General features: G+C 69.4%; 7 protein-coding genes and 1 pseudogene. 5 read left to right on the top strand and 3 right to left on the bottom strand.

All coding sequences use genetic code 11. The features are described 5' to 3' along the window. The first annotated feature begins 6 nt into the window (after positions 1-6). The 3 genes from A4R44_RS07340 (at position 7) to clpB (ending at position 6136) form a co-directional block, all read left to right on the top strand. Positions 7-2121: an MFS transporter gene (locus A4R44_RS07340; protein ID WP_067578110.1), complete on the top strand. Its 2115-nt coding sequence runs from the start codon at positions 7-9 to the stop codon at positions 2119-2121. Between the two features lie 139 nt (positions 2122-2260). After that, a complete protein-coding gene (locus tag A4R44_RS07335; RefSeq protein WP_067577542.1) occupies positions 2261-3448 on the top strand; it encodes an MFS transporter in 1188 nt (395 codons plus the stop codon). A gap of 93 nt (positions 3449-3541) precedes the next feature. Continuing rightward, positions 3542-6136, top strand: coding sequence for an ATP-dependent chaperone ClpB (gene clpB / locus A4R44_RS07330; protein ID WP_067577541.1), 2595 nt, complete (start codon positions 3542-3544; stop codon positions 6134-6136). A 376-nt stretch (positions 6137-6512) separates the two neighbouring features. On the opposite strand, the pseudogene A4R44_RS07325 reads toward clpB, so the two are convergent. Continuing rightward, a pseudogene (locus tag A4R44_RS07325) lies at positions 6513-7166 on the bottom strand (hypothetical protein); the annotation flags it as partial. A gap of 281 nt (positions 7167-7447) precedes the next feature. Here A4R44_RS07325 and A4R44_RS07320 point away from each other — a divergent pair. Further along, positions 7448-8632: a glycoside hydrolase family 105 protein gene (locus A4R44_RS07320; protein WP_067577536.1), complete on the top strand. Its 1185-nt coding sequence runs from the start codon at positions 7448-7450 to the stop codon at positions 8630-8632. 17 nt (positions 8633-8649) lie between these two features. Here the strand turns inward: A4R44_RS07320 and A4R44_RS07315 are convergent, their stop codons facing one another. Together A4R44_RS07315 and A4R44_RS07310 are read right to left on the bottom strand one after the other, a co-directional pair. Next, positions 8650-11844: an arabinosyltransferase domain-containing protein gene (locus A4R44_RS07315; protein ID WP_198545196.1), complete on the bottom strand. Its 3195-nt coding sequence runs from the start codon at positions 11842-11844 to the stop codon at positions 8650-8652. A gap of 240 nt (positions 11845-12084) precedes the next feature. Continuing rightward, positions 12085-12954, bottom strand: a complete 870-nt coding sequence (locus tag A4R44_RS07310; RefSeq protein ID WP_198545195.1) for a hypothetical protein — start codon at positions 12952-12954, stop codon at positions 12085-12087. A gap of 61 nt (positions 12955-13015) precedes the next feature. Here A4R44_RS07310 and A4R44_RS07305 point away from each other — a divergent pair, with 61 nt between their 5' ends. After that, positions 13016-13783 carry an SDR family oxidoreductase gene (locus A4R44_RS07305; protein ID WP_067577532.1) on the top strand — a complete coding sequence of 256 codons (768 nt, stop codon included), beginning with the start codon at positions 13016-13018 and terminating at the stop codon, positions 13781-13783. The last annotated feature ends 54 nt before the right edge of the window (positions 13784-13837 follow it).

Here is a 13837-nt window from a genome sequence, read left to right as displayed (position 1 = left end):
CAGCCGATGACGCACCGGGAAATCCTCAAGGCCTTCACCGGCCTTTTGCTGGCCCTGCTCGTGGCGTTGCTGTCGTCGACCATCGTGTCCAACGCGCTGCCGACGATCCTCGCCGACCTGCACGGTTCGCAGAGCGAGTACACCTGGGTCGTCACCGCGACGCTGTTGACGTCGACCGCGACCACCCCGATCTGGGGCAAACTCTCCGACTTGTTCAGCAAGAAACTGCTGTACCAAATCGCGATCGTCGTTTTCACCGTCGGTTCGGCACTGGGCGGGATCGCGCAGTCGATGCCCGAACTCATCGCCTACCGCGCACTGCAGGGCATCGGGCTCGGCGGGCTGCAGGCGCTGATCCAGGTCGTCATCGCGGCGATGATCGCGCCGCGCGACCGGGGCCGCTACACCGGTTACACCGGCGCGGTGTTCGCCGTCGCGACCGTTTCCGGTCCGTTGATCGGCGGGCTGATCGTGGACTCGCCGCTGGGCTGGCGCTGGTGTTTCTGGGTGTGCGTGCCGCTGGCCGTCATCGCGTTCGTCGTGCTGGGCCGGACGCTGAAGCTGCCGGTGCTCAAGCGCAAGGTGCGGATCGACTGGCTGGGCGCGACCCTGCTGGTCGGCGGCGTCGCGCTGCTGCTGATCTGGGTCTCGCTGGCGGGCGGCAGCTTCGGCTGGGTTTCGTGGTCGAGCGCCGCGTACGTCGGCGGTGCGATTGTCGCGCTGGCGCTGGCGGTTCTCGTCGAATCCCGGGTCGCGGAGCCGGTGGTTCCGCTGCGGCTCTTCCGCAACCGCACCTTCACGCTGTCGGTGCTCGCCTCGCTGGCGGTCGGCACCGCGATGTTCGGCGGTTCGGTGTTCCTCGGGCAGTACTACCAAATCGCGCGCGGTTTCTCGCCGACGCACGCCGGTCTGATGACGCTGCCGATGGTGCTGGGGCTGGCCGTCGCCTCCACCGGCGCGGGGCAGGTCATTTCCCGCACCGGGCGCACTAAGCCGTTCATGGTCGCGGGCGGGATCTCGCTGCTGGCTGGGCTGTTCCTGCTCTCGACGGTGGACCACGCGACGAACCTGACGCTGATGGGCGGTTACCTCGCGCTGGTCGGCCTCGGGCTGGGCTTCCTGATGCAGAACCTGGTTTTGGTAGTCCAAAACACGGTCGCGATGAAGGACATCGGCTCGTCGTCCTCCGTCGTCACCTTCTTCCGGTCGCTCGGCGGCGCGGCGGGCGTGTCCGCGCTCGGCGCGGTGCTGTCGGCCCGGGTGGCCACGAACATCGCGAACTCCCTGTCGCAGATGGGTATTCACTCGGGCGGCGCAGTCTCCGGGGGTGGCGGCACGTTCGCTATCTCGTCGCTCCCGCCGGCGTTGCAGCCGGTGGTGCGCGGGGCCTTCGGCGACGCGACCGGCACGGTGTTCTTTGTCGCGGGCTGCATCGCCGTGGTCACCTTCCTCGCGGTGCTGTTCATCAAGGAGGTGCCGCTGCGCCGGACGCTCGACGCGGACGCGCCCGCACCGGCTGGTGTTTCGGTCGAGGCCGTCTCGGTGGTCGAAGCTCCGGTCGAGATGACCTCCGTGCTGCGCGGCCGCGTTCTCGATGCGGACGGTCGTCCGGTGTCCGGTGTCGTGCTCACGCTCACCGACATGACCGGGCGTCAGGTCGACGTGGGGCGTACGGGGCGTACGGGCGCGTACGAGTTGTCGGCCGACACCGTGGGCGAGCACGTCCTTCTCGCGACAGCTGGTTCGACGCGGCCCGCGGTGTCGACCGTGCGGCTTAACGGCAACGCGCGTTGGCACGACTTGCTGTTGGACAGCCAGGGTGCCATCTCGGGTCGCGTACGCGTGGCTGGTCGGCACGCCGCTGTCGCAGGCGCGGTGCTGACGCTTACGGACCGCCTGGGCATTGTCACCGCAACGCACATCGCGGGCGGCGACGGCGCGTACCGCTTCACGGGAATCGAACCGGGCGCGTACACGCTCACTGTGTCGGCCTACGGGTATACGCCGCACGCCGAGCCGATGACGGTCGGCGATGGTGCGGCGGCGCAGCACGATGTTGAGTTGAGTGCGGCTGTGGAACGAGAGTTCGTTAGGCACCAAGGGATACTCAGCGTCGACTAAGGGTGGCTCGTGAGTGTTTGTCGCGGTTCTGACCGTGATAGACACTCACGAGCTTTCTACTGGGAGTGGCATTTGCCGCCAAGCGATGCGCCCTCCCGGCCCTGCCTCGTCCCCCTCCCCCGGAGGTAGCGTCGAATACGTGACGCGAAGCAGGGTCGCGATGTTGCTGGCGATGGGAATCGACAACTTCGGTTCCGGACTTTTCCTTCCGCTCGCACTCCTTTACGTGACGCGGGTGATCGGAATCCCGCTCGTCGAAGCGGGCACGGCAGTCACCGTGGGCACCACGGCGGGGCTTCTCATGCCGCCGCTCGCCGGGCGGCTGGTGGATCGCGCCGGGCCGAGAGCCGGAGTTCTTGCCGCGCAACTGTTGCAGGCTGCCGGAATCAGCGCGTATTTGTTCGCGCACGACGTCGGCGGCGTAGTGGTGGCCGCCATCCTTCTCGGTGCCGGGCAACAACTGTTCTACAGCTGCCTGTTCGCGCTGATCGCCGAAGTCGCCGGAGACGTGCCGAAGGATCGGCCGTTCGCCGAAGTCGGCATGGTGCGCGCGGGCGGATTCGGACTCGGTGGGCTGATGTCGTCGGCACTGCTCACCTGGTTCGGCGACAGCGGCTACAGCGTCGCGCTCATCGTGGATGTGCTGACTTTCCTCGCGGCGGCGGGCCTCGTCGCGGTGTTCATCCCTCCCGGCCGCCGGTTCGCGCCCGCGGCGCGCGTGCGAAGCGGAGTGTTGCGCAACCGCCCGTATCTGACGTTGATCCTGCTGAGCGGCCTGTTCGGGCTGTCGCTCGACTTCTTCCTCATCGGCACCCCGGTGTTCGTGCTCGACCGGCTGCACGCGCCGACCTGGCTGCCCGGCGCGATCCTGTTCCTGCTGACCGTGCTGACCAGCGTCGGCGGCACCGTCGCGCTGCGGCTCACCCGGGGCCTCAGCCGGATCGGCGCGATGCGGGCCGGATCCGCGCTGTTCGCCGCGTGGTGCCTGACGAGCGTGGGCGTGCTGCTGGTTCCGCGAAGCTGGCAGGTGCCGTACCTGCTGGCGGCCACGCTCGTGTTCGCCGCCGGTGACCTGGTGTTCGGTCCGCGGTCCGGTGCGCTCGCCGAGGCCGCCGCGCCACCCGAAGCGAAGGGCCGTTACCTCGCCGCGTTCCAATACGCGTTCACTGTGGCTCAGGTGCTCGCTCCAGCGATCGTGTCGTTGTTTTCCGTGGCGGCGTGGTTACCCTGGGTTCTGGTCGGGGGTTGTGCTTGCCTCGCCGCGCTCGGGCTCGGCAGGCTGGGACCAAGGCTGCCCGCGGCCGCGGTGGCACCAATTCAGAGTTGAGCGGAACAGACTCAACTTTGCTGACGTTATACCTGTCGACGGGCCTTGGTCGGGCCTGTCACCAGGTATTTCCACGAACGCATGAGGTGAGGGATGGACGCTTTCAACCCGACCACGAAGACCCAGCAGGCGATCTCGTCCGCGGCGCAGGCGGCCACCGTGGCCGGCAACCCGCACGTGTCGGCCGCCCATTTGCTGGGCGCCCTGCTGGCGCAGGGTGACGGGACCACCGCACCGCTGCTGACCGCGGTCGGGGCGGACCCGGAAACAGTGCACAAGGAGCTTGAGCCGATCATCAACGGGCTGCCGTCGGCGACCGGCGCGACCGTGTCGACGCCGCAGTTCGACGCGCCCGCGGTCAAGTCGCTCACGCAGGCGCAGAAGCTCGCCACCGAACTCGGCGACGAGTACGTGTCGACCGAGCACCTGCTCGTCGGCCTCGCCACCGAAGGAGCCCAGGTCGCGGACCTGCTCAAGCGGCACGGTGCCACGCCGGACGCGCTGCGCGAGGCGTTCGCGAAGGTGCGCGGGTCGGCCCGGATCACCAGCGCGGATCCCGAAAGCACGTTCAAGGCGCTGGAGAAGTACGGCGTCGATCTGACCGAGCGGGCCCGTTCCGGTGAACTCGACCCGGTCATCGGCCGCGACACCGAGATCCGCCGTGTCGTGCAGGTGCTTTCCCGGCGTACCAAGAACAACCCGGTGCTGATCGGCGAACCGGGCGTCGGCAAGACGGCGATCGTCGAGGGCCTCGCCCAGCGGATTGTCGCGGGCGACGTGCCGGAATCGCTGCGCGGCAAGCGAGTGGTCGCACTCGACCTCGGGTCGATGGTGGCCGGAGCCAAGTTCCGCGGCGAGTTCGAGGAGCGGTTGAAGGCAGTCCTGAAGGAGATCACCGACTCCGCGGGCGAGGTCATCACCTTTATCGACGAGCTGCACACCATCGTCGGCGCGGGGGCGACCGGCGAGGGCGCGATGGACGCGGGCAACATGATCAAGCCGATGCTCGCTCGCGGCGAGCTGCGGATGGTCGGCGCTACCACGCTCGACGAGTACCGCCAGCACATCGAGAAGGACCCGGCGCTGGAGCGCCGTTTCCAGCAGGTGCTGGTCGGCGAGCCGTCTCCGGAGGACACCATCGCGATCCTGCGCGGGCTGAAGGAGCGTTACGAGGTGCACCACGGGGTCCGGATCACCGACGCCGCGCTGGTCGCCGCCGCGACGCTGTCGGACCGCTACATCACCGCGCGGTTCCTGCCGGACAAGGCGATCGACCTGGTCGACGAGGCCGCGTCGAAGATCCGCATGGAGATCGACTCGCGTCCGGTGGAGATCGACGAGGTCGAACGGGCCGTGCGGCGCATGGAGATCGAGGAGATGGCACTGTCCAAAGAGGACGATGCCGCCTCTCTCGAACGGCTGACCGCGCTGCGTGCCGAATTGGCCGAGAAGCGCGAGGAACTCACCGCGCTGACCGCTCGGTGGCAGAACGAGAAGGGCTCGATCGAGACCGTCCGTGAGCTGAAGGAGCAACTGGAGCAACTGCGCGGCGAATCGGAACGCGCCGAACGCGACGGCGACCTCGGCAAGGCCGCCGAGCTGCGGTACGGCCGGATTCCGGTGCTGGAGAAGGAGTTCGAGGCCGCGATGGCCGCGAACGAGGCCAGCAAGCAGAACGTCATGCTGAAGGAAGAGGTGGGCGCGGACGACGTCGCCGACGTGGTCAGCGCGTGGACCGGCATCCCCGCCGGGCGACTGCTGGAAGGCGAGACGGGCAAGCTGCTCCGGATGGAGGAGGAGCTGAACCGCCGCGTCATCGGCCAGGATCAGGCGGTCCAGGTCGTCGCGGACGCCGTGCGGCGGGCGCGGGCCGGAGTCGCCGACCCGGACCGGCCGACCGGTTCGTTCCTGTTCCTCGGTCCGACCGGCGTCGGCAAGACCGAGCTGGCGAAGGCGCTGGCGGAGTTCCTGTTCGACGACGAGCGCGCGATGCAGCGCATCGACATGAGCGAGTACTCCGAGAAGCACTCGGTGGCCAGGCTCGTGGGTGCGCCCCCGGGTTACGTCGGCTACGACCAGGGCGGCCAGCTGACCGAAGCCGTCCGGCGCCGCCCTTACACGGTGGTGCTGCTGGACGAGGTCGAAAAGGCGCACCCGGACGTGTTCGACGTGCTCCTCCAGGTCCTCGACGACGGCAGGCTGACCGACGGCCAGGGCCGGACGGTGGACTTCCGCAACACCATCCTGATCCTGACCTCGAACCTCGGCTCGCAAGCCATCGCCGACCCGTCGCTGGACGAACGCCAGCGCCGCGACGCGGTGATGGAGGTCGTGCAACGGCAGTTCAAACCGGAGTTCCTGAACCGGCTGGACGACATCGTGGTGTTCCACGCGCTCGGCACCGAGCAGCTGACGTCCATTGTGGACATCCAGGTCGCCCGGCTGGCCAAGCGGCTCGCCCAGCGCCGCCTGCACCTGGAGGTGACCGACGGTGCCCGGGAATGGCTGGCGCTGAACGGCTTCGACCCGATCTACGGTGCCCGCCCGCTGCGCCGGCTGGTGCAGTCGGCGATCGGGGACCAGCTGGCCAAGCAGCTGCTGTCCGGCGAGGTCCGGGACGGGGACACCGTGCGGGTGGATCTGCCGGAGCTGGAGACCGGTGACACGTTGAAGGTGTCGCGGGTCTGAGTGCGGTGAGTGCGGGCCTCTTCGCGGAGTTGCCGCGGGGAGGCTCGCCGCGGGCCGAGTCCGGCCCCCAGAACGGGAAACCGCCCGGCCGCAGTAGCGCGGCCGGGCGGTTTCCCGTCGCAAGCGATCAGGAGTCTTCCCCACGATCCGGTTCCGCCGGACGTGCCGGGGGAACCGGAGTCGCGCCGCCGCCCGGCGGCGGAGTCCGCGGCGCGGGCGGAGACGGCTGCCGCTCGGTCATCCGGGTGTCCGCCGGAGAGGGTGCCGTCGTCTCGACCGACCGGGTGTCGACCGGCCGCGTCGCCTGGGTGTCCGCGGGCGAGGGAGCGCTCGCCGGGGCAGGCGCGGCGGGGGTACCCGCGGAAGGCGTCCACGTGCGGTTCGAGTCGTAGTCCTCGTCGAACGGGTCCACGATGTCGGCGATCTCGCCCAGATCGCGCAGCAAGCGCTCAAGCCGCGACGGCCCGGCACCCGGCACGACGCTCGCCAGCACCCACTCGTTCTCCAGCCACGCCACGCCGACGTCGCCGCCCAGCTGGTCAGCCGCGTCGACCAGGTCCTGGGTGATGACCTGGCGCGCCCCCTCGGAATCGTCCGCGAAGGCGTAGCGCTGGCCGATCGGGCCGAGCATCTCCGGCATGTTCTCGCGCTGGAACGGCACGCTCGACAGCCACATCTCGACCGGCACCCGGTGCGTCTTGTTGCAGCGCACGGCCACGACCACCGCGGGCACCTGGCCCTGGGATTCGATGTCGAAGATGAACACCGGACGGCGGCCGTCGGAGGTGAAGGTGGAGCCCGCGACGACGTTCACCGCCGCGTCGGCGCCGAAGTAGCCGATCGCGCCTCCCGACCACTGCCGGGGCAGCCGTTCGTCCTCCTCCACGAACTGCCAGCCGCGCAACTGGGCCCAGCGCTGCCGCTCACGGTTGCGCGAGCCTTCCCTGGCCCGGTCCGCGAAGAGCAGGCCGAGCCCCGCCACCAGCGCGACGGCGGCGATGACGAACCAGATCCACGCCGAGATACCCACGCCGGTCAGGGTATCGCTGCCGAGCCCTCCTACCGGGACGGCCGCACCGTGTCGGCGCGCCCCGTTTGGCCGGAACCGTCCAGGTCGCGTCGACAAATCGGCTAATCGCCCGGCTCGGGTGTTCATTGCGGACGGGTTCCCGCTGACCGGACGGCTCGCTGCGCCTATCCAGCGATCGCGCCGGACAACCCGGACAGGAAGCTTGCCGGACCGCTCCGGCACCGGGTAGAGGTCGTTCGACAGCCTTTCCCGCCGCCGCCGACAGCAGGAAGGACCCCCGCATGTCCCTTTCGAGAAGATCGGTACTGACCGGGACCGCGGCGGCGCTCGGCTCGCTCGCGCTGCCCGGGGCCGCGGCGGCAGCGGAGACGCGCGACTGGTCCCGCGCCGTCATCGACTCCACCATGAAGCGCTACACCCCGGCGTCCATCGGCGGCTGGAGCTATCCGCTCGGCCTCTACTTCTACGGCCAGTACCTCTGCTACCGGCGGACCAAGGAGCGCAAGTACCTCGACTACCTCGTGGCCTGGTACGACCGGTTCATCACCGACGACGGTATTTCCAACAGCTTCGGCAGCCTCGACTCGATGCGCGCCTGCCAGATGCTTCCGTTGCTGTACAACGAAACCGGCAACGCCAAGTACCGCAAGGCCGCCGATCAGCTGCGCAAACGCTTCGATACCTACCCGCGCACGAGCGACGGCGGGATGTGGCACGCGCTCAGCCGTCAGCACCAGCTGTGGGGCGACGGGGTGTACATGGCGCAGCCGTTCCTCGCGTTGTACGGCAAGGTTTTCCACGACCCGACGTACTGCTACGAGGAATCCGCCAAGAACCTTTCTGTCTACTTCGGACACCTCAAGGAACCCGCGAAGGGCTTGATCTACCACGCCTACGACGAAAGCGGCACCCAGCCGTGGGCGACCGGCCCCGGCAAGCACTCCGGCTTCCACTGGGCCCGCGCCATCGGCTGGTTCGGGATGGCGGCGATCGACATCCTCGAGGTGCTGCCCGCCGGCCATCCGCGCCGGCCGGAACTGGTCGGGATCGTCCAGTTCCTCGCCGAGGGATACCGCCGGTTCCAGGATCCGCGGACCGGCCGGTGGTACCAGGTCGTCGACCACGGCGGGGACGACGGGAACTGGCTGGAGACGTCCGCGTCCTCGATGTACGCGTTCACCGTCTCCCGGGGGATCGAGCGCGGGTATCTGCCTGCTTCTTATGCCTCGGTCGCGCAGCGCGGATATGCCGGGGTGCTGCGGAAGGTGTCGATCGGGCCGGACGGGCTGACGAATCTCGCCGATATCTGCGAAGGGACGAACGTCGGGGACCTGAAGTTCTACTTCGCACGGAAACGGCTGACGAATGACTTCCACGGGCTCGGCGCGTTCTTGATCATGAACGAGCAGTTCACCCGATATCGCTGCTTGTCGCCTGGTGCGCGGGCACCGGTTCTAGGGCCGTGAGGGTTCCCCTCACGGACTTACGTCTCGCCGGTCGGGTTGGCGGGCTTGGCCAAGGGACCCGGCGACCACAGACCGGAGTGCGTCACCGGCTGCTGATGCAGCGCCGCCGAAGCCGGAAGCGCGTTCGAGACGTCGGGCGTCACCTCGTACAACGTCCCCCAGTCCCGATCGACGTCGCCTTCCAGGTACGTCGGCAACGCCTCCATCTGGGTGCTCGCGTTCATCCACACGAACGGCCCGCCGCCTGCCGGCGAGGACCAGTACCGGCCGACCGTGCGCAGGTCGTCGCCCGCGCTGATCCGGTACTTCGGCACCTCGGCGATCCCGTTGTGGATCGAGGACGGGCGCAGGCACGGGTGCTGCGCGGCGGCGGCCCACTCCAGGAACACCGGATCCTGCCCGACCACTTCGGTCATCTTCGCGATCTTCGGCGCCCGCGGCGCGCTGAAGGCGACCCAGCCCTCGCTGCCGAGCCCGCGGCCCTTCGCCACGATCCGCACCTGGTCTGCGCCATCGGGCACGCTGACCCGCGCGTCCCGCCAGTTGGTGTCCTTTTTCTTCGCGTCGAGCTTCTCGCGGCTGAGCACCTCGAACCCGGCGGGGGTGTTCTTGCCGAATTCGGCGGTCAGTCCGTTCGGGTCTTCGGTCTTGCCCGCGAGCGCGACCACGATCGGCACCGAGCCGTCGCGTGCTCGCTCCGGGATCGAGTACCACTGGGTGCGCAGGTCGCCCGCGCCGTCGCCGGACTCGTGGTAGCTGCCCCAGATCGGCGCGCCGTCCTTGCCGAAGTCGTGCGGCGGCTTCCACTTGTCGTCAGTCGGCAGCCCGCCGTTGGTGACGAAGCCCTTCTGGGTGCTGGCCAGCCAGTCTTGCGGCGTGGTCCCGCGGTCGGCGCCTGCGGGCACCTGCCAGCCGGGCGCGGCGTTCTGCGGCTGCTGCGGCGCGGCTTCGAGAAGCCCGGCCTTCGGATCGCGCTCGACCTTGATGTAGTCGGACAGCCCGCAGCTCTTCCCGGCCAGCTGGCGGATGTTGTCGGCACCCATGTTGTAGGTGTCCCAGCGCTTCTGGATGCCCTTGGCGATGCTGCCGATCTCGAACAGCACGAGAATCGCGCACACCGTCGACAGCGGCGCGAGCCCGAGCCGCAGTGCCCGGCCGCGGTTTTCCAGGTCGGACCGCGGCACCGGCGCGGGCGGCACGAACGGTTCGTGCTCGTTGTGCTTCATGTGCTCGATCGCCGCGATCGCCAGCGCGACCGCGGCCGCCACGAGCGCCATCGTGCTCAGCTTGATGCCGAACACCTGCGGCGGAAGGTCGAACCACGGCACGCCCCACGCCGAGACGTACCACCAGGCGTTCGGCCCGGTCGACGCCAGCGCGACGATCACCATCAGCCCGGCGAAGAACGCCGCGCGGTTGCGGCGCGACAGCAGCACCGTCGTACTCGTCGACAACGCGGTGAGCGCGGCGAGCGGGCCGCCGACCGCGACCAGCATGCCGAAGTGGTGCGAGTGCTTGGTCGGGGCGAGCGCGAGGACCACAAAGGACAGTGCGCTGATGCCGAGCAGCCTGCGGCTCGGGCCGAGCGCGGCGCCGCGGATGTTCCCGCGCCGCAGCAGCACGACCGCGCAGGTCGCCAGGCAGAGGAAGATCAACAGCACCGGGAACCGGCGCGTCATCGACCCGTCCGGGCCGTTGCTGAACAGCATCGTGTACCGGTCCAGCTCGTTGTACCAGGCCCCGGTCGGGCCGAGCGAGGACCGCAGCCGCACCGATTCGAGCGCGCCGCTCAGCGTCTGGTCGCAGAAGATGAGCGCGAGAATCACCAGTCCGGCGGCGGCGACCGGCGCGAGCACCGGTACCCAGCCGAACTGGCGGGCGTGCCGGAGCACGATCTTCGCCAGCGGCTTCAGTCCGACCACGAACGGCAGCACGGCCATCAGCCCGTGCGGGTTGACCGAGACGCACAGCGCCGCGACGGTCAGCCCGACCGCCGCCGGGCCGAGCCGCCGGGTCGCCACCGCGCGTTCGACCGCGCAGATCGTGATCAGCGACAGCAGCGCGACCAGGTTTTCCGGGCGCAGGCCGTTGTCATAGGGCAGCCAGAACGCGAGGAAGACCGCGCCCGCCGCCCAGCCTGCCGCGCTGCTGATCCGTACCTGCCTGCCGAGCCGGGGCAGCACGCCTCGGCTGATCAGCATCCAGCAGGCGACGCCCATCAACAGCGACGGCAGCCGCATCCACGGCGTCAGCGAACTGATCTTGGTCATGGCCGCGTAGATGTCGACGAACCACGCCATCGGCGCGTCCGGTGCGGCGAACCACCGGTAGTACTCGCCGATGTACCCGGCGTCGCCGCGGACGCGCGCCATGGTCGTGAAGTAGCCATCGTCGGCGGTCATCGCGCCGATCAGCCACCAGACGCCGAGCGTGCCGAGGACGGCTATGTCGAGGAATTTCAGCTTCCACCAGCCGCGCGCGGCCAGCCGGGGCGCGCGTCGGCCGGAGAGCCGGTCGAGGCGGTACAGCGCGAGCACCGCGCCGATGAAGCAGAGCACCGACAGCACGATGGCGGCCAGCTTGATGCCGGTCGCGGTGCTGGCCCAGCGGTTGTCGACCTGCGCGGAGACCGAGAGGCCGTGCGTGTCGTCCTGGTTCGTGAGGTCGGAGAAGAACCCGGTGAGCTGCGGCCGGCGGTCGTCGCTGACGTCCGCCAGGTGGGTGCCGCCGACGGACGCGGTCGTGTGCTTCGGGTCGGAATGCACCGTGATCGTGCAGTCGCCGTCGCCGAGCGGCGCCGCGCCGAGCTGCTGGCCCTGTGAGGAGAGCGTGAGCTGGCCGTCGCCGACCTGCAAGGCCATCCCGGTGACGGTGCCGATGCTGGAGTTCGGCGGGTTGGTGCTGAACAGCACGGCGTTGCCGTCGGTGCGCGCGTCGAGCGCCCGCGCGGTCGCGCACGGGACCTTCGCGTCGAGCGAAATCGGCGCCTGCGCGGTCAGCGGGGCGGACACCGCCCGGGTGCCGCCCTGGGCGGTCGGCCAGTCGAGGGTGGTTTGCTCGAGCGTGACGGGCAGGAGCGGGACCGCGATCGCGAGGATCGCGCCGGCGATTCCGAAAACCGCGGCGAGCAACCGGGCCCGACGCCCGGCTTTGCTCTTGCCGGTAGCTGTCGGAGACGCCGATTCGGCGGCAACGGATTCGAGGTCGACCACGCCCAGCAGGCTATCCAAGCGGACGCGGGCCTCCCGCTGGGGACTCTCCAGGGGACGGCCCCACCTGGTCGAGCCTGGATTACCTCGTCGCATAGCCACGGTGGGTAAAGAAAACGCGGCCTTGTTTACGGCGAACGGGTGACGCTCCGCAGCTCACGACGGATCGGGTCGAGGGTCTTTTCACGATCCGGAAACGGTCCGGACTCGGTTGCCGAAAGCGGACCCGGCACGTCGATGAACTCAGCCGGGCGAGAAAGTGAACGGCGGCCCGGAAACTGTCCATCCGTTGTCGATGACCGGATTGCCCAGCACCTCGGCGCCCACGTGCTGGCTCCGGGTAACCGGAATACCGACGGTAGCAGCGGTGCTCGTCCGCGCCGCGGCGATGTCCGCGGCCGACAGTTCGCCGTGGAACCGCTCCGTGCACTCGGCGGTCGACTGGCTCGTCGCGGCCAGCGTGTGCACCGGGCCGAGGTCGCCGGACACGCTGTGCCGCTCGGTGGACTCCAGCCGCGTCACGTCGAGGTTGCCGGTGAGCTGGCCGAGCACGCTTTCGTCGGAGTTCGCGACCACCGAGCCCGCCCGGCCGAGGTCGACGGCGTCGGCGGAGGTGCGTTCGACACGGGTGCCGCTCATCAGCTCGCCGGAGAACCGGCCGGCCAGACCGGACTCGGCGCTCGTCTTGCTGCTGGAGAGCGCTTCGGTGCCACCGGGCAGCCGGACTCCGTGCCGCATCGACTGGTCCAGACCGGCCACGTGCGCACCGTCGAACGGCTGTGTGTGGTGCACGCCGAGGTCGTTGCCGGTGAGCACCCGGCCTGGCTCGCCGAGACGCAGGTCGTGGGTCTGGGACTGGCCCGCGGCGTCCGGAGCGAGCGCCTGGTGCAGGTTCGACGCGGCGGACGCGGGCAGGTCGTGCGTCGCGATCGCCTCGTCGCGGGTGAACTGGAGGTCGGAGGAGGAACCGTGCTGGTGCAGGTCGAGCGGCACTTCCCTGCTCGGGGTGTCCGCCAGCGCCGCAGCCGGGCCGGCGAGCAACAGAGCGAGGGGTGCCGCACCGGCGGCCATCCGGGGCAAATATCCGGGCGTCCGCTTGGTGTGCTTGCCCATGTGCCGGACCATACTGCGCCACCAGCGCAAACGCAGCTGAAAAACGGGTAGCTTCACCCACATGACCACCACTGCCATGATCACGGGAGCCACCGCGGGCATCGGTGCGGAATTCGCGCGCCGGCTCGCCGCCGACAAGCACGCACTCGTCCTCGTCGCCAGGAACGAAGAGCGGCTGACCGCGCTGGCTGAGCAACTGCGCGCGGAGCACGGCGTCGAGGTGACCGTGCTGTCCGCCGATCTGTCCGAAGTGGATGGTCGCAGCCGGGTCGCTGAGCTGCTCGAAACCCGGCCGGTCGACCTGCTGGTCAACAACGCCGGCTTCGGGCTGAGCGGCGAGTTCTGGGAGATCCCGGCCGAGGACCTGCGACGCCAGCTCGACGTGAACGTGACCGCCGTGCTGCAGCTGACCCGAGCGGCGCTGCCCGGCATGGTCGACCGCGGCCGCGGCGCCGTCATCAATGTCAGCAGCGTCGCCGGTTTCTTTTCCGGCCGCGGCTCGACCTATACCGCCAGCAAGAACTGGGTCACGTCGTTCACCGAGGGCATCGCGATGTCGCTGCCGGAGGGCGTGCAAATGATGGCGCTGTGCCCCGGCTTCACCCACACCGAGTTTCACGAGCGTGCCGGGCTGCGGCGGGAGGGACCGAAGGCGTTCTGGCTCGACGTGGTGCAGGTCGTCGACGAAGCCCTCGCGGACCTGCGTCGCGGCAAGGTGATCTCGGTGCCGAGCCTGCAGTACAAAGCCCTGGTCGGGATCGGCGGACTGCTGCCGCGCCCGGTGCTGCGCAAGCTCGCCGGCGGGTTCGGCAACCGCCGCCGGACCTGAGAGGTAGGGAGAGCCCTACCCCGTCCCGGCGTGTGCGCCCCAGGGTGTTTTCCC

The sequence above is a fragment of the Amycolatopsis sp. M39 genome (assembly GCF_001651785.1).
Taxonomy (GTDB): domain Bacteria; phylum Actinomycetota; class Actinomycetes; order Mycobacteriales; family Pseudonocardiaceae; genus Amycolatopsis; species Amycolatopsis rubida.
This window is presented reverse-complemented; position numbering and strand designations above follow the sequence as displayed.

Bases quoted from the DNA above. Each gene is read 5' to 3' on its own strand.
- A4R44_RS07340 (WP_067578110.1), top strand. From the start codon at position 7: ATGACGCACCGGGAAATCCTCAAGGCCTTCACCGGCCTTTTGCTGGCC.
- clpB (WP_067577541.1), top strand. From the start codon at position 3,542: ATGGACGCTTTCAACCCGACCACGAAGACCCAGCAGGCGATCTCGTCC.
- A4R44_RS07320 (WP_067577536.1), top strand. From the start codon at position 7,448: ATGTCCCTTTCGAGAAGATCGGTACTGACCGGGACCGCGGCGGCGCTC.
- A4R44_RS07310 (WP_198545195.1), bottom strand. From the start codon at position 12,954: ATGGGCAAGCACACCAAGCGGACGCCCGGATATTTGCCCCGGATGGCC.
- A4R44_RS07305 (WP_067577532.1), top strand. From the start codon at position 13,016: ATGACCACCACTGCCATGATCACGGGAGCCACCGCGGGCATCGGTGCG.